The organism is Shewanella sp. 125m-1, assembly GCF_052977065.1.
Genome location: NZ_JBRILT010000065.1, coordinates 1 through 21,353, shown reverse-complemented (window position 1 = coordinate 21,353; position 21,353 = coordinate 1). Strand labels below are relative to the sequence as shown.

Here is a 21,353-nt window from a genome sequence, read left to right as displayed (position 1 = left end):
AACCTAGAACCTAGAACCTAGAACCTAGAACCTAGAACCTAGAACCTAGAACCTAGAACCTAGAACCTAGAACCTAGGATTCTCCATTGAGTCTATAAATTTAGCGCTTTATTCCGCTTCCGATGCAATCACCGCTTTAATGCCGTGAGCATGCACTTTGACGCAAATTCCGTCTTTTTTAAACGCAATGGTCGGGTTCGCAAGGCGCTCTTTATCGCCTTTTGGGGAGCTCATTTTAACTTTTATGTCAGTTTCACCAGCTAATACTGGGGCTAGCTGTGGCGCTTGCTTGAGCAGTGCCTGAGCCAATGTATCGCAATCTATAGCATTACAATCGAGTACCAGTTCAATATGCTCCCAGCCTTCAGTTGGGTAGACTTTGTCGCTAGGGTAAGGCAGCTCAACACACTCAATGGCATTCGTGCCCATCATTAATGGCGTGGTGAGTTCGATAATCAAAATCGGGCGGCCGTTAATCATGTTGTCTGAAATGATATTACCAACCTTAGCAAACTCAGCTCTCAGCCCATCAGCGCTTTGGTTACTGTTCACTCTGAGCGCGGTATGGTCACATTCTAAAGACAGCTCATCTAGACCTAACTCTTGAGTAAAGGCTTGGATATTTAGGCTGAATGTCGTCCAGCTATTGATTAATTCTTGGTATGTCATGCTTGGGCCTTAAAGGTGAAAGGGCACGGGATTTTGAAATTATGTGTGACTAATGTTTGCAGAACCCTACTGGATAAAAATGGCTATCACTTAAAGAAGGCAAATTTATCAAGCAGCTGTTTGTAAAAATAAACTGCTTGTTTAAAGAAGCTGCCTCTTTAAAGAAGCTACTTGTTTAAATAAACTTATCTACTTAAAGAAGCGAGTGTTTAACCATGTTTAGGGCCAGATCTCAATCGGCGTGCCTTCATCAATCGCGCGCCAAAGTTCATCCATCTCTGCATTGGTGACCGCGATACAACCATCGGTCCAATTATACATCTGGGCTTCTTCAGGGGTTAAGCTAGAGTTAGGGTTTTCACCGTGGATCATGATCTGCCCGCCTGGACTAATGCCTAACGCATCGGCACGTAAACGGTCTTCATCATTAGGGTAGGAGATATGAATCGCGCGGTAGTAAGCACTATCAGACTTTTTGTAGTCTAATAAATAACGCCCTTCTGGCGTGCGCTGGTCGCCTTCGGTTAACTTATGCCCAACAGGATTGTCACCCATAGCAATGCGATATTTTTTTATCACCTTACCTTGGCGCAACAGCGACATACTCGCTTCTGACTTTGTCACGATAACTAGATCGGCTTTACCGTTGACCATAGCGCTCGCTATTGTGGCCGGTGAAAAGAGGCTACTTAAGATAAGCAATAATAAACTGAGTGATAAAACAATAACGCGCATGAAAAACCTTGAGTCAATAAGCTAAAACAGAGTCAAATATGGGGGTCATATTACCCTAAAAATCGGTGAGTGTTGACGCTAAAAGCTAAGATTATTTTTGAGCTATCTCTATATGCGTGTCACACTATTGATATCATTTATTTTAATGCGTTGATTAATCAATTTTACTCGATTAAATCTTCGCCATATGCGCAAGGATTTGCTGTAACAATGGCAACCGATAAAGAGTCAGAAAGTATACTAAAACTTAAATTACGCCGGGTTATTTTTGGTACCGATACGCCTGCTGGTCGTTATTTTGATATCAGTTTGATGGTCTGTATTGTGCTAAGCGTGATGTTAGTTTTCTTAGATACTGTCGCAGGTGTCCACGAAAAATACGGTGATATCATCGTCACTATTGAGTGGGGATTTACCGTTATTTTCACCATAGAGTATCTGTTAAGACTCTACTGCTCAGCTAAGCCGCTGAGTTATGCCAAGAGCTTTTATGGCGTTGTTGATTTGCTTTCCGTATTACCGACGTATTTAGCGTTGTTTTTCCCTGGTGCAAGTTTCACTATGGTCATTAGGATCTTGCGTCTATTTCGAATTTTCAGAGTATTAAAGTTATTACGTTATTTAAGCGAAGGAAATTTGCTGCTGCGCGCAATGATGCAGTCGAGCCGTAAGGTATTCATCTTCTTTTTCTCCGTAAGCCTTATCGTGGTTGTGTTGAGCGCAATTATGTATGTGGTTGAAGGGCCTTATAATGGCTTTAGCTCAATTCCTAAATCGATTTACTGGACCATTGTGACCATCACAACGGTAGGTTATGGTGACATCACGCCACAGACTCCTTTAGGCCAAGCAATTGCCGCATTTACCATGTTGCTGGGTTATTCCATTATTGCTATTCCTACGGGGATTTTAACCGCAGAGATCTCACAAGAGATTGGGCGCACGCGTGATTTAAGACGTTGCAGTAACTGTTTGAAGGTTGGGCATGAAACGGATGCTCTATACTGTGATCATTGTGGCAGCGAATTAGAGACCGACCTGTAAAAAATCATCAATGTTAAAGGATTAGCCAAAGGCTAAGAGGTGTTATGGCTGTAGCCAAGTTTGTACAGGGATCGATTTTACGCCACATCTTAGTGATGAGTTCAACCGCCGCTGTCGGTATATCGGCATTGTTTGTGGTCGATTTATTAGATCTTTTCTTTCTCAGTTTACTTGGTGAGTTAGAGCTAGCGGCGGCGGTTGGTTATGCAGGTACCATCTCCTTTTTTACCACCTCAATTGGCATTGGCTTATCGATAGCACTTGGCGCTGTAGTGTCGCGCTCAATTGGCGCCAAAGAAGTTGAAAAAGCTAAACGGCTAATGCTAAATAGTCTCGTTGTCACGCTGTTAGTAAGTATCTTTGTTGCCTTTTGGGTGTACATGTTTATTCCGGAGTTATTGAGCCTAGTGGGGGCAACTGGAGAAACAGCTAAGCTAGCCGAGAGCTTCTTGAATATTGTCGTACCATCGTTACCGTTTATCTGCCTTGCAATGGCGCTAGGTAGTGCGCTGCGCGCAGTGGGTGATGCTAAGTTATCTATGGTATCAACACTTATTGGTGGCGGGGTTAATGCGGTATTTGATCCGATCTTTATCTTTATGTTTGCCATGGGCATAGAAGGCGCGGCGGTAGCCTCTGTATTGGCACGTATTGCCGTGTTTGCGGTAGCGGCAAGAGGTGTGGTGGTTAAACACAACTTACTGGGCCGCTTTAATGTTGAACATTTTGTTGAAGACTTAAAACCCATTTTTGCTATTGCAGGTCCTGCAATGCTCACTAACGTGGCAACCCCTATCGCAAATGGAGTCGTAACGCGCGCCATTGCCGATTTTGGCGATGGCTATGTTGCTGGTTGGGCTGTGCTTGGGCGACTCATTCCGGTGTCATTTGGCATGATCTTCGCGTTATCAGGTGCTGTTGGCCCCATTGTTGGGCAAAACTTTGGCGCACTAGAATTTACACGGATGAAAGAGTCACTGACCCGAGCGATTCAGTTCTGTACCTTATACGTACTTGGGGTTTCACTGCTGCTTTTCTTGACTCGTCATCAAATTGTCAGCGCGTTTGATATGAAAGGTAATGCGGCAGAGCTTATCTTATTCTTCTGTTCCTATATTGCGGTGTTTTTTATCTTTTCTGGCATATTGTTTGTCGCCAACGCCTCATTTAATAACCTGGGCAAGGCTAAGTACTCAACCTTGTTTAATGTGGGTAAGGCCACGTTAGGCACGATTCCATTTGTGTATTTTGGTGCACAGTGGGGAGGCGTATACGGCGTGTTGGTTGGTCAGGCTATCGGCTCGATTATATTTGGTGTATTGGGTGTTATCGTCGCTTACAGATTGGTTGATAAGGTTCAAGCAATAACTGCCGTTAGTGGGCGCTATAGGGCTCAAAGTCAGATAGAGGAAGATAAAACTGAGTTTGATGAGGAGTTGAGCTTAAGTAGTCAAAATCCTATGTCTTCATCTTGTGCCAATATGGCCATGGTCAATGAAGAGCAAGATAATGAAGCCAGTAACAAAGTGGCTGAGCTTATTGGTGGACAAGAAGAGAAGGTTTCAACCAAATAAGCTCAATTAGTCTTGATAACTAAGACTCTTAGTAACAGATACTTTAAGCAACAAATACAAGCGATAACAGATACCAGTGATAACAAACACACTGGGTAAAAGTGACACCGTCGGTAAACGTTACATTTGGTAAAAGTTAGTTAGCAGGCGCCGCTTTTTCGTCGTTGCTTGCTATCGGTGCGTCGTTAGTGGCCGCATCAGTTTCAGTCGTCCCTTCTGCTGCAAGCGCTTCTTGCTGGGCAGCTTCTTCAGCAACAAGTTTAGCTTGCTGCTCAGCACGTTCAGCTTTAGACACATATTTTTTGATCGTAGGCGCAGTGTGCTTGTTAAGGCGAGCCTTAGCACGTTTTGCGGTCTTTTTGATCATCTTCTGTTTTCTGTTCATGAGTTCTCTACGATATGCCTATATGACAATTGTGGCACATTGTGCGCCAAGCTAGAAATCGGATGCGGATTTTACCCTAAACGGGGCGTGACTGCTACCGCAGTATTTCATTCAGCGTAATAGACTATTTTACCCTGCTTGATACAAAAACATGTATCCACGAGCCGCTTCGAATTAAAATAAAGACAAAGCATCAATTGTGATGCAGCAGAGAGTATCGATAGCATGATGAATCCACCGAATAAGATCACCTTCTTTAGCCGTTTTGAGGTCGATATTTTAGCGGGCAAAAAAACCATTACACTGCGTGATGAGTCAGAGTCTTTTTATCAGGCAGGCCAGCGCGTTAGCGTGTCAAATCTAGAAGATGGTCGCTGTTACGGTGAGCTGGATATCTTGTCGGTTGAAAAAGTGGCTTATGATGACTTAGATGACAGCCATGCTAGCCAAGAAAATATGAGTCTTGCAGAGCTTAAAACCTTAATTAGGCAGATATATCCAGGGATCACTTCAATGTATATGATCCGTTTTAGTCTGGTTTAATCCGTTTTATCTTTGCCAGTTTTATCCTTAACGTTTTAGTTCAATAAACATTGCCCGCAATCGGGTTAATTTTTCGTAGTGTGCTGTTATTCAAAACTCTGGTTTTTGAATAACGATAGTCCATGCAAAAGCTAACGGCAGCCAGTAGACTGCGTCATTCAAGTGAATAACGCAGTTTTGTATCGCCAGTGATTAACCAGCAAGATTCAAAAACAGAACAAACATGGTTTCCATGGAGGAGAGTGGTAATGTCTAGCTTAAACGGAAAGCCGTGGTATTTTTTCCCAGCAGTGGCGGTCGGTGTTGTGGTGCTCATCGTAGTGGTTAAGCTACGTAGTCATCCGCCACTTGAATTACAGGCCGAACCGAGCAAGCTGGTTGAGGTCATTGAGTTAAAGCAAGTCCCTGTTGTGGCACAGGTCGACGCCTTTGGGCGTGTTAGTCCTAAAATTCAGTGGCAGTTACTGCCTGAAGTGGGCGGGCGCGTGGTATATAAACATCCCGATCTCGCTGTGGGTAAAATCCTGCCAAAAGACACGCTCTTACTGTCTATCGATCCACTGGATTATCAAATTCGACTGTCTCAAGCCCAGGCAGACCGTAAAGCCCTTGAAGGCCAGCTTGCCGGTAAAGGCCTACAGCTTAAAAACCTACAACTATCGCTACAAATTGAAAACAATCGCTATGATCTAGTGCAATCAGATTTAAAGCGTAAAGAGACACTGCGTAAGCAAAACCTTATCTCACAATCTGAGCTTGATGGCGAAAGACAAAACCTATTGGCTCAACAGCAAAAATTACAAGAATTAGATAACAGTTTAAACCTCATGCCCAATGAGACCGATATTCTTAAGGCGCAATTACAGCAAGCGGTTGCTCGTGAAGAGGAGGCTCAGAGCCAACTGGCTAAAACCGAAATACGTCAGCCTTTTGAGGGCCGCGTGGCTGAGGTGAATATCGAAAATAATCAAGTGGTGTCGCCGCAGCAAGTGTTGGCGCGCATTAACGGTATCGAGGTCATGGAGGTTGAAGCCCAAGTGTCACTCGGCGATGTGATGACGCTGATGAAAACCATCAACAAGCCACAAGGGCAAGAGATGCAATTACCGCGCGCAGAAGCGTTAGGCCTAAGCGCAGAGATCAACTTAAAGGGAGCCACTTACTCCTTTAGCTGGCCGGCTAAAATCAGCCGTATTGGTGAAACAGTTGACCCCACATTAGCCACTGTCAGTGTGGTATTGCAGGTCGAGCAGCAGTACCGTGAGCTTAAAATTGATCAGTCGCCACCGCTGGTAAACGGCATGTTTGTCAGTGCACGAATTAAAGGCGGAGAACGTGATTACTGGATGGTGCCAGAACGCGCGCTGCACGGTGACAAACTCTATATCATGAACCAAGACAATCGCTTACAGCTTATTGATGTTCAGGTTCTTTTTCGTCAGCAAGGTCAAGCGGCGCTGCAAGGTGAGTTCGTCGAGGGCATGAAGTTAGTGTTAACCGACCTTATTCCGGCGGTGAACGGTATGGCGCTGCGCACTCAAACTGATGACGCTAATGTCGACAACGCGGATAAAGCGAACACTAAGCAGGCGGAAACTAACAAAGCGGAGATTAAGCCGTGATCGGTTTCTTTGTCCGTCATCGCACCGCCACGACCTTGTTGATGTTGGCGTTTATCATTCTAGGAATTAAGGCGCTGCCTCAGCTTAAGCGAGAGACCTTTCCTGAGTTTTCTAAAAACTTCATCAGTGCGCAAGTGATCCTACCCGGGGCATCCCCTCAAGACGTGGAAGAAAACCTCTGCCTTAGAATGGAAGATGCCGTCGATAGCCTTGGTAGTATTATTGAAACCAAATGTGACGCGCTAGAAGGCGTTGCTCGCATGACACTTAAGCTTGACGATAAAGCTGAGATTGGCCGCAGCCTTGTTGATGTACAAACTAAGATCTCGGCAATTAAAGACTTTCCGGCAGAAATTGAACCTCCAATTGTTGAACAGTTAGATTTTAACGAGCGGATTATCGATATTGCGGTGTCAGCGTCGACCAGCAAGCCAGAACTTAAAGCCTACGCCGAAGACTTAAAGCGTCGACTCAAGCTAGATACCAGTATTCGGCAAGTGGAGATCGCGGGCTTTTCATCGCACCAATTGTTGGTTGAGATCTCACTCGGCGCGATTAAACGTCTAGGCATGAGTGTGGCCGATGTAGCCAAACAGATTGAACAACAAAACGTGCAGCTACCTAGCGGCACGGTTGAGACGCCAAGTAAGAATATTCTTATTCGCTTCGATCAGCGTGAAGTGCAGCCCGAACGTCTTGCCAATATTGTGATCCGCTCAGACGCTCAGGGCGGAGTCGTACGGCTTGGTGATATTGCCACCATTACCGATAGATTCGAGCTTGATGAAGAGAGCATTCGCTTTGATGGTGAACAAGCCGCAATTTTGACTGTGTTTAAGAATAAGTCGCAAGATTCATTAAGACTAAAAGAGGAAGTCATCGGCTTTTTAGATGCTGAGAAACTGCGCACTCCCAATGGGATCACCATTAGCACTTCCAATGATTTAAGTTCATTGCTGTGGGATCGCCTTAATATGCTAATTGAAAATGGCTTGCAAGGTGTGGTGCTTGTGTTCCTGTGTATGTGGTTGTTTTTTAGCTTACGTTACTCATTTTGGGTGGCTATGGGCTTACCCGTCGCCTTTATGGGCAGCTTGTTTTTTATGGCGCAAGTTGGCTTAACGATTAACATTATGACGCTGGTGGCCTTTTTAATGGCAATCGGCATCATGATGGACGATGCCATTGTTATCGCCGAATCTATAGCGGCCCATATTGAGCGAGGTTTGAGTAAAACTGACGCCGTTATTCAAGGGGTAAAGCGCGTATTGCCTGGGGTGATATCATCCTTTTTAACCACGGTATTTATCTTCTCCAGCATCGCTTTTATGGAAGGCGATATGGGCAAAGTGCTCAGAGTGATCCCGCAAACCTTATTGCTTATCTTGACCGTGAGTTTAGTCGAAGCCTTTTTGATTTTGCCTAACCACCTGGCCCATGCCGCCAAAGGCAAAGAGCGTAAAACCAGTCGTTTCAAGCAAAAATTTAACCAACAGTTTGAGCATTTTAGAACCGTGCAATTAGTGGCGGCGGTAGAGTGGGTGATCAAATGGCGCTATCTGTTTATGGGCTCAGTGATAAGCTTATTGTTTATCTCTATTTCGCTGGCAGCTGGCGGCGCGGTTAAGTTTATCGGCTTTCCTGAGCTTGACGGCGATGTAGCCGAAGCGCGGATTATCTTGCCGCCGGGTGCAACGCTTGAGCAAACTGAGTTTGTAGTTAATCGAGTGGTCAGCGTTGCTAAACAGCTAGGTGATAAATACAGCGATAAAGAAGACGGACAACAACTTATCCAGCATATTACTGAGCGCTTTAACTTTAACGCCGATGCCGGTGAAAGTGGTGCCCATGTTGCCACGGTAAAAGTTGACTTGCTCAGCGCTGAAGTGCGCCAAACACTGATGAGCACCTTTATCAGAGAATGGCAGCAGGGCGTGGGCGAAATGGTCGATCCGATTGCCATCGTCTTTAAGCAGCCTAAGATGGGGCCTGCTGGGCGCGCGATTGAAATTCGTGTGCGCGGTGACAACTTAAACGAACTTAAATCAGCGGCGATTGAAGTGCAGCAATACTTGCAAGGCTTTAATGGTGTTTCAGGCGTGATGGACAGTATGAGGCCGGGTAAAGCCGAGATTTTAATGACTTTAAAACCGGGGGCAGAAGCCTTTGGCGTAAACGGCATGATGTTAGCGAGCCAGCTTCGTGGCGCCTATTTTCATCAAACAGCCGATACCATTCAAGTGGGGCCAGAGAGCATTCAAATCGATGTACAGCTAGATAAAATTGATGCCGCTAAGCTTGAAAATCTGGCGAACTTCCCAATCAATATCGGTAGCGCAGGCGAGCAAGTACCGTTGTCTGCGGTGGCCAACTTTGAGTGGCAACGAGGCTACGTTAAGATCTCTCGCCTCGATGGCATGCGATTTGTCACCATAACTGGCGAAGTGGATACTCACTTAGCTAACGCAAGCGAAATCAATAACGCCTTTAAAGATGAGCTATTACCTGAGCTTAAAAAGCGCTATCCCGGTATTCGTGTCAGCTATGAAGGTGAAGTTAAAGAGAGCGCGACCACCCAAAACTCAATGGCAAGTGGCTTTATTGTTGGCTTGCTAGCGGTATTTGCCATTTTAAGCCTGCAGTTTAAGAGCTACATTGAACCATTAGTGGTCATGGCCGTTATTCCGCTTGGGTTAATTGGCGTGTTATGGGGTCATCTGTTACTGGGTTACTCCATGAGCATGCCATCGATACTCGGCTTTGTGGCACTTGCCGGGGTGGTTGTTAATGACTCGATATTGCTGGTGCAATATATCCGCTTTCATGTAGAAGAGGGCCAATCGGTGCATCAAGCGGTAGTGAGTGCTAGCAAAGAGCGTTTCAGAGCCGTATTTATTACGTCTCTAACCACAGCTGCGGGCATGTTGCCACTGTTACTTGAAACCAGTATTCAAGCGCAGGTATTACAGCCGTTGGTGGTTTCTATGGTATTTGGTATTTTTGCATCTACCGCGCTAGTGCTATTTATGGTCCCGGCCTGTTACGCGATTCTAGACGATTTTGGCAAGGTCAGTTTTAGTCAGAAAGATGAGGAAATAAAGGCCTAATCAGCTTGTAATGATAGATGCTAAAAAGGCGCTACCCCTTGTGGTTAGCGCCTTTTTTAATGAAATATTGACAAAATAGAGAGTGTGATGCACATAGTAGAGAGCAACATGCAATCCACTAAAGGATGACTTTAAAGCGGATGTATAAACTTATCTTTTGTTTCTAAAAGCATGGATCCCATGGGTGATGATAAGCGCGATTGCCACCCAAAAACAGCCAATGACAGTGTCATAAAAGCGCCAGCTCATTAGATTTAAATCGCCATTGGGCATCAAGGCAAAATTGATCGCCACCATAACGGTGACCGTTATCGAGAGGCTAAACAGTAAATAGCTTTTCCTGAGACTGTACGGGATCCAAAAGGCAAATATGGCTATCACCAGCGCTAAGCCAAGCTGATCAATATAGCGAACAGAGAAGTAGGCAATGATGATCCCAAGTAAGGTGCCAACGATGCGATCCCATAAATGATGCCAAGAAAGCCTATCATTAATATGCATCACAAATAATATGGTCAAGCCGACCCAACCGGGTTGATTGACATGCAGCCAATCAGCACAGAGCGTCGCAGCCAGTATGGTTAACGGTAACGTTAGGCCATAAAAAGGGCCGTTAGTATCACCTTTAATGATTTGAAAAAATTCATTGCTAGGCGAGTGACCAACCTCGTCAATTTTATATAGCCAGCCTTGCAGTAAAATAAGCACTAAAGCAAAAACGGCGCCGTAAAAATAGGCGATACCTATGGCTAGTGACGCGGGGAATCCCAGCTGGGCCAGCAATAAGGCGGTAGCAATATATTTACCGAGCAACCCCCAATAGGCGTGTTCCGGTTTTGGCAGACCAGCGAGAAAGCCAAATAGCATTAATGCTGCAATGGCCATGTGTGGATGACCGATTAAAGTCAGCCCCAGTGCAGCAGCTAGGATCACCGCGAGCACCCCGATAACGATAGCGAGAATTTGCTTTAATGCCTGGCTGCGAGGGTCGAGTAGCAAAGCGAGTAAGGCTCCAAGGCTCATAAATGCGGCTTGAAGAAAATGCTGCGTGAGAGCGCCGTAAATGATAGGCAAACTCATACCTAAAGAAAAAAGAACACCTCTGGTACGCTCATATACAAACATAATGGATTCTGATATTTAGGTTGATTAACAAAAGTATAGAAGTTGTCGCAGAAAAGAATAGTCGTTTATATAAGACGGGCTGATCCCATATAAAAAAGGCGCTAAACCATCTGGTTTAGCGCCTTTTTTATAGAGAGCGGAATTCAGACTGTATTGATTACATTTTGCTAAGCATATTTAATGTGATGGCCACTGAGTTATCAGCAGTTACCTGCTTGGCTTCTTCATAAACTAAGTGCGCCGAACCATCGGCTTTGTCTGAAATGGTGCGAATGACAACCAACGGGATATCGAACATATCGGTAACTTGCGCTACTGCGGCGCCTTCCATTTCAACTGCGATAGCATTGAACTCTTTAAGTAACATGTTTACTACGCTTTTATCGGCAATAAACTGATCGCCAGTGGCAATAACGCCTTGGTGTACCCGCGTTTTACCCACAGACTCTTGCGCAGCGCTAAGGGCTAGTGCTTGCAGTTTTTTATCGGCGTAGAAGAAACGATCGTTATAGCCATCAAGCTGACCTTTTGGCGCGCCAAAAGCGGTTAAGTCAACATCGTGCTGCACCAGCGCGGTTGAAATCACCACATCGGCAACATTCAACTCAGGACCCGCAGCGCCAGCAATACCGGTGAAAATAATGCTGTTGACATTAAAGTGATTGATCAACACATAAGTGGTGATCGCCGCATTGACTTTACCAACACCAGAGCGAGCGACAACCACAGGTTTACCTTTGATAAGACCTGTGTAATAAGTGTTTTTGGCAATGGTATGGGTTTGGCGTTGCTCAATTTCCGGCAGTAGCTTTTCTATTTCAGCGTCCATCGCTCCCAAAATAGCGATAGGCTGGGCATGGTTTACTGTACCCGTTTTAGCATCAGTTTGAGCAAGGGCGTTAATCGAGAACAGTGAGTAGAGTAGAGCGAAAATAACAAGAGTGGTGCGCATCTTAGTGGCATTCCAATAGTAAAGATGGGCGCATCATAATGACATTAGCAGTGAGAGTAAACGTGCTTTTCAGCAATATATTACGAACGTGAAGTGGGTAAGTTTTGATTAGAACGGGAAGAGATTTAATGGACATTAATGTTGGCCTTCGAATGAAGACGGATGACATTTATTTTTTTGGTTTCTGTTACCAAGTCGCGCGCTTGAGCTGGTAATGATTAGATATCGTTGCCAGTCTATCCTAGGAAGTTCGGCCATAACACCTGATATGAGCCGGTTCACAAATGCAACGGTGACATAGATGTAATCGTTTGGCTCTGTCCGGTGGGCCTAAACCATTTTGTAGCTATCTCATTAATAGGCGGTTTAGTGCCCATCACTTAAAAGGTGAAACGAGTAGGCTGATGTTTTATTATTACAACTTTTTCATTGGTTTAGCTTATTTTTAAATCACCGTCGGGCTCCGTGATAGCCGTATTAAAGATTATCTAGCGGGCTCACCGTGCCTGCGTAATGTTGGCCAAGCACATGAGTGTAGATTTGAGTGGTATTGACTTCATTGTGGCCCAGTAGCTCCTGAATCGTTCTTATGTCTCGCCCAGCTTGAAGTAAATGGGTGGCAAAGCTATGTCTAAAGGTATGGCAAGTAACTCTTTTGATGATATGGGTTTTCCGCACCGCAGCGGCAAGTGCTTTTCGAATAACACTCTGATGTAAATGGTGTCTGCAGTGAGTCTTAGTGTACGGATTATCACTTGTGGTGGTTGATGGAAAAACAAACATCCAGCCAGCTTGCCTATATGCATTGGGGTACTTACGCTCTAGTGCATTGGGTAAAGATGGCCCCATACCACAGGTATTGTCCTTAATCTGAATAGCACGCGCAGCATCGATATAAGCAGGTAGTTTGATAGTACATTTTTGACTGAGAATGGTTTGTCTGTCTTTATGGCCTTTTCCATTTCTGACAGTGAGTGAGCAGCGTGCGAGATCGATATCTTGAATACGTAACCTTAAACATTCTGAAACCCGCAGTCCGCTGCCATACAGTAACTCGACAATAAGCTGGTCTCGCCCATTAAGCTGGCAAAGCACCTCAGAAACTTCTTCGGTAGATAGCACAATAGGTAACTGCCTTTGTTTGGTGGCATATCTAAACCCCAAGTCGCCTAGATCTTGTTTTAGGTGTTTATGATAAAGATACACAAGAGCATTGAGCGCCACTTTCCGTGTATTAATAGCAACATTACGTGAGTTAGCCAGAAAACTGAGGAATTGAGTCACTTCAGCTTGCCCCATTACTTCTGGGTGACGCTTTTGCTGAAAGTTAATGAAAGCTTTAATCCAGTACAAATATGCTTTTTCTGTTTTGATACTGTAACCGCGCATACGCATATGTTCACTAACTTGAGTTAAGAAAGGGCTTTTTTTAGCTGTCATGGGAAGTCACTCTTGAACTGTTTATTTATACAGTATTATCTACTTTGCTCGGTTTTTCAGGGAAATGTTGTGTGAATAATGCTCACTTACACTTGAGGAGGGAAGATTTGTGCTATAACATCAATGTCTTATGTAGGTGTTGATTTAAATAACAGGTTTGATAAACGCGCATGCGCGTTTTCTCTAAAAAGTTATTGTTCCATATTTTATTTTCATCAATAAATACAAATGATTAGTTGTGCGCGTTTTAGCTGGTCTAATGAGGTAAACGCGCATGCGCACTATACAAATGTTAGTAGCCAGAAAAGGTTTTGAGTAAATATGAATATTTGGAAAAGATTATTAACTATTTTTTTAGTTACTCTTTCATGTGTAGGTTGTGATCAAGCCACCAAACTATTGGCAGCAGAACACCTTCCTAAATTTCAAATGACAAGCTACCTTAATGATACCCTCAGGGTTGGATATACGGAAAATATTGGTGCTTTTCTGGGCTTGGGTAACAACTTGTCAGAACAAGCTAGATTCTGGTTTTTTGTAGTTCTAGTTGGTATGTTTTTGTCCGCTTTATTTGTATATTTAGTTTCAAATTCAAAACAGCACCTTACTTCTTTAATTGCTTTATCTTTGGTGTTTTCTGGTGGTATTAGTAATTTTTATGATCGTGTAGTTAATAACGGTGCTGTTATTGATTTTCTAAATATTGGTATTGGTTCCATCCGTACTGGGATTTTTAATGTAGCAGACATAGCAATAATGCTAGGTGTTTTTCTTCTTCTGTTTACTAAAAATGAGAATAAAGCCACAGCTACGGTGTAAAGGCTACTAACAAGCACTTCAAACGGAACAAAAACAGTTGGTTAGGTTCCGCTTCGCTACACATTTTAACCAACTATTTTTGTCCGCTTAAGTGGGCGTTAGTTGTCCGCACTAAATCGAATAATTTTATTTATCGTTTAGTGCAAATCGTATAGTTTTGCGTTTGGTTCAATTCTTTAGTTTGGCAATGGAAGTGCCGTTCAGTTTACGCTTCCTTTTTGCCCAACCCAGTTTTCGCCTTTCGTAGTTTATGCATTTAAATAGCTTTAGTTTTTAAGGCTCAAAGTTCATGGTTTGGTGTGTCGTGCGGAAGTGCTTATTGGTTCTTCCTCCCATCCATCAAACATGATAACTTATTGTAAATCTGGTGTTTTTAACAACCAGCAACTAACAAGGCAATCAAACGGACAAATTACAGTTGGCTGTCGTTCGTGCCTCACTGATTTTAGCCAACTGAAATTAGCCGCTTATTGGGGCGTTATATGCTAATAAAAATAAGCTTTAGATAAAGTGCTTTCTAGTACGTAGTTTTTCGCTAAAACTAGTTAGCATCAGCATTAATAAGCATTGCCTCTTTTACCTTTTTCAAAGGTGGCAACGCTATTAATTTTGTTTAACCTTTCGTGTGTAGCGTAAAAGTTCACAGTCAGGTTTTATTATTACAGGTGACTTAAGTTCGTGCAGTGTTTGGCTACAACCACCGTTGCATATAACAAGTTGCTCAACAGGACAAATAACAGTTGGCTGCTGCTCGTACCTCGCGCATTATAGCCAACCATTATTTGCCCATTAGCAAAGCGTTATATTTTAAAGGAGTATGCATTGAGTTCTCACACAACTGTGATTGTTGACTGGCGAGGTCCATTTTCATATCAAGAAATAGAAGAAAACTCTGATTGGGGTAATGGCCTATATCTTGCCACTGGTAAGTTAAAATATGAAAGAGAAGCAACAATTCAATATTGTGGTATCACCGAAGGTAGTTTTCATGGAAGATTTAAAAACCATCATAAAGTTCATGAGATAAATCGCGAACAAGAATTTTGGATCGGTGAGATTAATTACCCCAATGATGCGTCAAGACATTTCCTTGAAATGGCTGAATCTATAATCATATATTTTTGGCAACCAGAGCTTAATGAAAAAAAGAAAATATCAATACCAAAGCCGATCACTTTAATAAGTAAATGGTTTAAGAAAGATTCGACTCCACGTTACAGACAACACTCTATGTGTAAAGAGTTAGACGATGTATTATCGTTTGATGGTGAATCTTGGCGTACTGGTAACCTCCAAGTGTGGGAAGAATAAAATATAACAAGGCGTTTAAACGGAACTAAAACAGTGGGTTACGTTTCGCTTCGCTACACATTTTAACCCACTATTTTAGTCCGCTTAACGCGGCGTTAGGCTTCACAGCAATCATCATCGATACATTGTTAACATAGGATGTTTATGGACACTAAAAGTAAAAGAAAATTGGAAGATGCATTTACGTCAATGTTGCGTTCTGACTACATTCCTCTGAAGGATACAGGTAAGTTAAAAAAATTATCTGAGTACTATGTCGATTATTTAGGCTTCCTTAGAGAAGTCGTAGGAGAGACTGATAATTTAATCGTAGGAAGAAGAGGAACAGGCAAGACTACCTTGCTATATAGAGGCCTAATAGAATGCATTAACTCTTGGGGAAGTGAAGAGTTAATTGCAAAACCCAAAACATTAGGAATTTATTTAGATTTAAGTAAATGCCAATCCCTAGAAGATACAGCGACAAAAGATTTCACTGAATTTGAACATATATTTGCTAGCGAGCTTCATGAGTCAATTAAAACTGAATTGGAAAGAACTTGGCCTGAGCTATCAAAGAAACAAGGCTTATTAAATAAAATTTTCACCCCTAAAGAAATTGAAGCTCAGAACGATACAAATAACGCATTAAATGAACTCGCTGATGTACTTCTTTCTGGTGTTCTTAGAAAAAATGATAAAAGTGGTGAAATAAAAACGACAAACACCTCTGAAACCGCTTTGGCTTATTCTCAAAAACTTGCTCTCAAAGCAAAAGCTAACCCTGAAGCTTCAGCCGAAACTAACAGAACTAATTCTGCTAAAGATACAAACTCTAGTGAAGGCAGTTCAACCCTCAACTTTAGACTGAATATTAGTGATATCTTGAGGTCTCTAGGGAACATTAGAGACGCTGCAGGTCTTAATCATATTGTTATTTTTATTGATGAATTTTCATCACTTAATTCAGATTTACAGCGTAGATTTTCTACGCTGTTAAGAAAAATACTAGGCAATCACTCAGGTGTATTCATTAAGTTATGTGCAATTACCGATAATTATTCACTTGGTAGCTCAATTATTCTTCAAAGGGATCTGTTCGAATTAAACCTCGATTTAGATGCTTATGTAGAGAGGAATGGTTCATTGGGGGCTGCAATGAAAGGATTAGATGCTTTAACAGACAGCTTGATTAAAGAAAGAGTCGGGGCTTATATACCAAGCCTTAATTCTGAAGTCATATTTCAGGATTATTCTTACAGCGTCCAAGAAATAAGTAAAGCGGCTATGGGGGTTCCAAGAACTGTTGGAATAATTCTAAAACAAGCTTTATCACGTAACCTTAATGGAGAAATATTACAAATTAGAAAAACAGATATTGATTACGGAATTAAATATGCATCTAAGGCGTATTTGAATCAATTTATTGGTTCTTGTGGGATTGCAATACCTGCGTATTATCAGGATATTTGGAATAGTCTATTGGAGCGAGCAATCTTAGAGAGAGCTAAAATAGAAGCAAGTAGTAGTCATTTCATGGTTCTTCCTAAAAATGAAATGAAACTAAAGTATTTTAATATGTTCTTTATTTCACACTTGCTAACTCAGGGGCGAACAACTAAAAAAGAAAAGGCTTCAAGGAGTCTGTATTGTTTTGATTATGGAGTTTGTTCTGAAAACAACATGAAATGGGGCACAGACAAAGACCTTATTCGCCAACAGCGCTTTGTTTATGATGATGTGTTTGTTCCATATGATGAGCACTTTGAAAAAATAAAAGAGAAAAAATGGAAATGTAATGATTGCTCTACGGTATATAAAGACAAGGATTTAGATATTGCGGGTGTTCGCTTAGAGTTCTGCCCAAAAGACAGAAGTGACCTAACAGAGATTAATAGTGAGATAGCTGCGTTCACAGAAGAAGAAATGAAAATTGTGGGTGCAATACGATCGTCTAAGGAAGAAGATGATTTAATTGCTAGAAATGTGGCTGATGATGTTGGTTGTTATATCCAAAAGGTAGCTAAGTTTGGTGAAAAACTGGAACGAGATCAGTTGATTCAAAGAAAAAAGAAAGGCAATTATATTTACTTCGGTCAAGACGAAGCCTAACAAGTTGCTTAAACGGAAAAATAACAGTTGGCCATCGCTTCGCGATTATAGCCAACCATTATTTTCCGCTTAGCAAGGCGTTAGATGTTCTCAAGGAGGAGTCACCATGCGATTCGAGAAGTTAATTAAAAAAACTACAGCTTTGTTTCTGATATTAATAAGTAACGGAAGCTATGCAGATACAATAATTGAAGTTAAGGCTCAGCCAAATAAAGGTTTTTCTTTTCCGTTCTTATTAAAAATCCCTTCGAATATCGACACAAATTACTTGGTTGTTGAAACTAACAATACAGGCGCTGTTTCTGATGATTTCGATGTACATTATCAAAGCGCTAAAAAGGCTATCGTGGGAAATGCTGTAGGTCCATGGGTTGCAAAAAAGTTAAACTCTCCAATAATGATCCCTGTATTTCCTCGTTCAAAAACTGATTGGGAAATATATACTCACGCATTAGATAGAGATACGTTGTTAGTAGAATCTGGGGACTTAAAAAGGCTAGACCTACAATTACTAGCAATGATTACTGAAGCTAAAAGAGAACTCAGTAATCACTCTGTGAAAGTGCATGGTAAAGTTATTTTAACTGGATTTTCTGCTTCAGGAAGTTTAGCTAACCGTTTTTCAATGTTACACCCTGAAAGTCTTCAGTTAGTCGTTGCTGGCGGATTAAATGGAATTTTGATGTTACCTGCCGATAAAGTCTCTGATGAGAAGTTAAATTACCCTTTAGGCGTTAATGACTTTAAAAATATTACAGGTAGAGATTTTAGTAAAACTAAATGGGCATCTTTACCGCAATTTTTGTTTATGGGCGAAAATGATACCAATGATGCTGTGAAATATGATGATGCATACTCCGATGCAGAAAGAAAAACTATTCACTCAGTGTTAGGTCAAAATATGCAACCTGAACGTTGGACTAAATGCCAAGATATTTACCAAGCAAACGATGTAAATGTTGTTTTTCATACATATGAAGACATTGGGCATGGTACTAACTTAAAAATTCATAATGATATTCTTAGTTTTGTAAAAGAGAATATCTAACAAGTCATTTCAGCAGGACAAATTACAGTTGGCTTTTTGTTGGTGGCTCACTTATTTTAGCCAACAATTATTTGCCTCTTAATGAGGCGTTACCGAATATCCGCGTACCATACATTCTGTCCAAAAATGAGTTTGTAACATCTGAGACACTTTGTGAACACCAAGGGACTTTGTCGTATCTTAACTACCAACCGATTTTGTCGGTTTGCTTTCACGAAGAACACGGAGGTAAAGCTTAAGCTGTTAAAAGGCTTGCGTTGTTGTCTTTCTTTGTTGTCTGCGGGTCCTTGGTGGTGAGCGGCTTTAATCCTAATGTGATTTTAGCGCTATTAGCCTTTAATAAAGCAGCTGAAACAGCTACTTTTGTCGCTATGAATAGATTATTCTCTGTCGGTAACCTTTTGAATTGGATCGAGTCAAATGCTTTGGACAATAGCCGAGAAGTTAACAAAGAGCGGTGTGCAAACGGGGGCATTACTGCCGTTAACGGATGCTGATACATTAATTGAACTCGATGGAATCAACTATGTAGGCAACATAGTCACAGAGAACATGGCGAAAAAGCATCAGCCGCAGGTGTCGCTACATGATCCTTTTCTTGCTCCTTATGATCCCGCACTTTATATTGGTGAGATTGGTTCAGAGCATGTCTGTTTACTGAACAAATTTCCGATTATCACTCCACATATATTGATCTGTTCTAAAGAATGTTTTTTGCAAACATCGGCTTTGAGACTAGTCGACTTTAAGGCGTGGATTCAGGGCTTTTCTTCAGCGGATACGCTGGGTTTTTTTAATGCCGGGCATGATGCTGGGGCTAGCCAAATGCACCGTCATATGCAAATAGTGAAGACGCCAATCACATTAGAAGCCTTAATACTCTCAGGCAAATTGCCCTTTAAGCATTATCTATTTCAATTTGAACATTTAGATGCTCAATTGTTGATAGAGCATTATAACGCCGCGATGCTTAAGTTTGGCCGCTATAAAGCGACCTTGACTGACGGCGCCGCCGATTGCTTACCTTATAATATTTTATTGACTCAGGGCTGGATGCTAATCGTGCCACGATCTACCAATGTGGTGGGTACTGTGTCTGGTCACGGTCTGTGTTATAGCGGTCGATTTCTCGTTAACTCAGAACAGCAGCTTTGTTGGTTAACTGAGTATGGTTTTTTGCAGTTCCTTACGGAATGTGGTTACCCAATTGAGCAGTAGAGAGATCTTGATTAGATTTAGGTTAAAACATGGTCGTTTTTTAGCTTGTTGTGATTAAATCAGACTGTGGTTAAATTAATCAGTAATTAAATTAGCCCATGGATTTAAAGGGCTTTTGATTTAACGAGCTTTTGATTTAAAGAACTTTTGATTTAAAAAACTTTGGATTCAACGAGCTTTAGATTTAAATAGCAGGGAATGGACTGTTTTAAATAAGCAGTCCATCCACATAATCAATAAGCACATTAAGAATCAAACTTAGCGATATCGGCTTCATCGGCGCCATCATTACACTCACCACGGATCATTCCACGGTCGTACTGAATACTGCGGCTCAGTTCGATATATCCCTCTTTGCAGTAGCCGGTCATTTCAATGGTTTGTTGTAAACCATGCTCAATCTTCTCTGTCCACATCGTTAAATCTGGCCCTTGATATCGTTTGTTAGCACGAGAACGCTTCTTTTGGTTTGAGCGCACCTCGTGTGGTAAAGCTTGGCTTTGTGGTGTTTCCATGGTGAGAATGGCGCGGTAAGTAAATAGCTTTAAACCATTACCTTTAATATCGGTTCTAAAAGAGTCACTGACTTGGCCTGCAAATTTTTCGGGCTCGATATCAGGCTGGCTGCTACACGCGCTGAGCAAGCTACTGAGTACGACGACAAAAGACAATGTTGTTAAGCGCATAAGATTTTTTGTTCTAATTATAGGTTTATACGGGCCAGCATAACGTATATTGAAGTAAGTTAGCAGCGAGATTACAGGATTTTACAGTTCATGGACGCAGGTTTAATCGATTTCTGGCATAGACGGCTGAGCGACATTAACTGGACCTTTTCCAGTGGGGATATCGCCACATTGCTGATCTTAGCCTTATGGGTTTGGGTGATTTACCCAAGCGATGAGCTGGTTCAGTTATTGAGGACTCCCGCTAAGCAAACCCATGTTTTGATGGCAAGCATAGCGCTAACCGGTTTGTGGCTGATGAACGCCAGTGTCACGCCGGGGATCCATGTTCACTTTCTAGGCTTAGTGGTGTTAATGCTGATGTTTGGTTGGCGCTTGGCCAGCTTAATAGCGTTATTGCCAACACTATTTTTTGCTCTATTTGTCTTTAAACAGCCCGCAGTATTCGCTATCTATGGGCTGCTTGGGGTGTGTTTGCCTCTCTTTTGCTGTTTCTTGGTGTACAGCCTGGTATTTAAGTACTTACCCCATCATCTGTTTATCTATATTTTTTGCGGCGCGTTTATCAACGGCTTTTTATCTATTTTGTTTCATATTTTTGCTTGGGCGACGTGGTTATCGTTCACCACTAAATACGACTGGGCGTATTTGAGTCATCACTATTTAGTGCTTATTGGGCTGTTAGGTTTTCCTGAAGCCTTGCTCAATGGCATGGCAATTACCTTGCTGGTGGTATACCGGCCCGAATGGCTTTATGACTATTCAGACAGAACTTATCTGTGGAAGAAATAGTTTTTTGTAGAAGGGCGCTTCGCTTTGAGAGCGGACTACGTCCGGCTAGTGGAGAGGTTAGAGCGCTAGGCTTCTAGATAAGGCTGTTAGGTAAGGTTTCTAGTTAAGGCTGTTAGGTAAGGCTTATGTAGGTTGGGCATTAGCCCATCGGTGTTGTATTTGAATGTAAGATAATTGACGGCATAAATGCCG

The 21,353-nt window shown here is 42.3% G+C and carries 18 protein-coding genes; 11 read left to right on the top strand and 7 right to left on the bottom strand.

What is annotated here, in order from left to right; translation table 11 throughout:
• Positions 1-108: 108 nt before the first annotated feature.
• Both ACVBIK_RS19595 and ACVBIK_RS19590 read right to left on the bottom strand, forming a co-directional pair.
• Positions 109-669, bottom strand: a complete 561-nt coding sequence (locus ACVBIK_RS19595) for a VOC family protein (RefSeq protein WP_447162519.1) — start codon at positions 667-669, stop codon at positions 109-111.
• 219 nt (positions 670-888) lie between these two features.
• Entirely contained in the window at positions 889-1,404 is a 516-nt protein-coding gene (locus tag ACVBIK_RS19590; protein ID WP_447162520.1) for a L,D-transpeptidase family protein, read from the bottom strand.
• 210 nt (positions 1,405-1,614) lie between these two features.
• On the opposite strand from ACVBIK_RS19590, the gene ACVBIK_RS19585 reads away from it, so the two are divergent.
• Positions 1,615-2,448: an ion transporter gene (locus tag ACVBIK_RS19585; protein WP_447162521.1), complete on the top strand. Its 834-nt coding sequence runs from the start codon at positions 1,615-1,617 to the stop codon at positions 2,446-2,448.
• 44 nt (positions 2,449-2,492) lie between these two features.
• Positions 2,493-4,022, top strand: a complete 1,530-nt coding sequence (locus tag ACVBIK_RS19580) for an MATE family efflux transporter (protein WP_447170336.1) — start codon at positions 2,493-2,495, stop codon at positions 4,020-4,022.
• Positions 4,023-4,158: 136 nt separating this feature from the next.
• On the opposite strand, the gene ACVBIK_RS19575 is transcribed toward ACVBIK_RS19580, so the two are convergent.
• Positions 4,159-4,407 (bottom strand): DUF2986 domain-containing protein, encoded by a 249-nt coding sequence (locus tag ACVBIK_RS19575; RefSeq protein ID WP_447162523.1) that lies wholly within the window; start codon positions 4,405-4,407, stop codon positions 4,159-4,161.
• 228 nt (positions 4,408-4,635) lie between these two features.
• Here ACVBIK_RS19575 and yqfB point away from each other — a divergent pair, with 228 nt between their 5' ends.
• The 3 genes from yqfB to ACVBIK_RS19560 all read left to right on the top strand — a co-directional run bounded on the left by yqfB (position 4,636) and on the right by ACVBIK_RS19560 (position 9,679).
• On the top strand, positions 4,636-4,950 hold the full coding sequence (gene yqfB / locus ACVBIK_RS19570) for a N(4)-acetylcytidine aminohydrolase (protein ID WP_447162540.1): 315 nt from the start codon (positions 4,636-4,638) through the stop codon (positions 4,948-4,950).
• A 248-nt stretch (positions 4,951-5,198) separates the two neighbouring features.
• A complete protein-coding gene (locus ACVBIK_RS19565; protein WP_447170335.1) occupies positions 5,199-6,572 on the top strand; it encodes an efflux RND transporter periplasmic adaptor subunit in 1,374 nt (457 codons plus the stop codon).
• Positions 6,569-9,679 carry an efflux RND transporter permease subunit gene (locus tag ACVBIK_RS19560; protein WP_447162525.1) on the top strand — a complete coding sequence of 1,037 codons (3,111 nt, stop codon included), beginning with the start codon at positions 6,569-6,571 and terminating at the stop codon, positions 9,677-9,679. The genes ACVBIK_RS19565 and ACVBIK_RS19560 overlap by 4 nt, the downstream gene beginning before the upstream one ends.
• Positions 9,680-9,829: 150 nt before the next feature.
• Here the strand turns inward: ACVBIK_RS19560 and ACVBIK_RS19555 are convergent, their stop codons facing one another.
• The 3 genes from ACVBIK_RS19555 to ACVBIK_RS19545 form a co-directional block, all read right to left on the bottom strand.
• Positions 9,830-10,804: an FUSC family protein gene (locus ACVBIK_RS19555; protein WP_447170334.1), complete on the bottom strand. Its 975-nt coding sequence runs from the start codon at positions 10,802-10,804 to the stop codon at positions 9,830-9,832.
• A gap of 157 nt (positions 10,805-10,961) precedes the next feature.
• Entirely contained in the window at positions 10,962-11,756 is a 795-nt protein-coding gene (locus ACVBIK_RS19550) for a 5'-methylthioadenosine/adenosylhomocysteine nucleosidase (protein ID WP_447162527.1), read from the bottom strand.
• A 477-nt stretch (positions 11,757-12,233) separates the two neighbouring features.
• Entirely contained in the window at positions 12,234-13,196 is a 963-nt protein-coding gene (locus ACVBIK_RS19545) for an integron integrase (protein ID WP_447170333.1), read from the bottom strand.
• 321 nt (positions 13,197-13,517) lie between these two features.
• Between ACVBIK_RS19545 and lspA the strand changes: the two genes are divergently transcribed.
• The 5 genes from lspA (at position 13,518) to ACVBIK_RS19520 (ending at position 19,683) form a co-directional block, all read left to right on the top strand.
• Positions 13,518-14,015, top strand: a complete 498-nt coding sequence (gene lspA / locus ACVBIK_RS19540; protein ID WP_447170332.1) for a signal peptidase II — start codon at positions 13,518-13,520, stop codon at positions 14,013-14,015.
• A gap of 822 nt (positions 14,016-14,837) precedes the next feature.
• Positions 14,838-15,326 carry a hypothetical protein gene (locus tag ACVBIK_RS19535; RefSeq protein WP_447170331.1) on the top strand — a complete coding sequence of 163 codons (489 nt, stop codon included), beginning with the start codon at positions 14,838-14,840 and terminating at the stop codon, positions 15,324-15,326.
• Positions 15,327-15,470: 144 nt separating this feature from the next.
• Positions 15,471-17,417 carry an ORC-CDC6 family AAA ATPase gene (locus tag ACVBIK_RS19530; protein ID WP_447170330.1) on the top strand — a complete coding sequence of 649 codons (1,947 nt, stop codon included), beginning with the start codon at positions 15,471-15,473 and terminating at the stop codon, positions 17,415-17,417.
• 106 nt (positions 17,418-17,523) lie between these two features.
• The gene (locus ACVBIK_RS19525; RefSeq protein WP_447170329.1) at positions 17,524-18,465 is read left to right on the top strand and encodes a hypothetical protein; all 942 of its coding nucleotides are present in this window, start codon (positions 17,524-17,526) and stop codon (positions 18,463-18,465) included.
• 420 nt (positions 18,466-18,885) lie between these two features.
• Positions 18,886-19,683, top strand: coding sequence for a phosphorylase (locus ACVBIK_RS19520; protein WP_447170328.1), 798 nt, complete (start codon positions 18,886-18,888; stop codon positions 19,681-19,683).
• Positions 19,684-19,928: 245 nt separating this feature from the next.
• On the opposite strand, the gene ACVBIK_RS19515 is transcribed toward ACVBIK_RS19520, so the two are convergent.
• Positions 19,929-20,369, bottom strand: a complete 441-nt coding sequence (locus tag ACVBIK_RS19515) for a hypothetical protein (RefSeq protein WP_447162538.1) — start codon at positions 20,367-20,369, stop codon at positions 19,929-19,931.
• Positions 20,370-20,459: 90 nt separating this feature from the next.
• On the opposite strand from ACVBIK_RS19515, the gene ACVBIK_RS19510 reads away from it, so the two are divergent.
• Positions 20,460-21,161: an energy-coupling factor ABC transporter permease gene (locus ACVBIK_RS19510; protein WP_447170327.1), complete on the top strand. Its 702-nt coding sequence runs from the start codon at positions 20,460-20,462 to the stop codon at positions 21,159-21,161.
• Positions 21,162-21,353 lie beyond the last annotated feature (192 nt).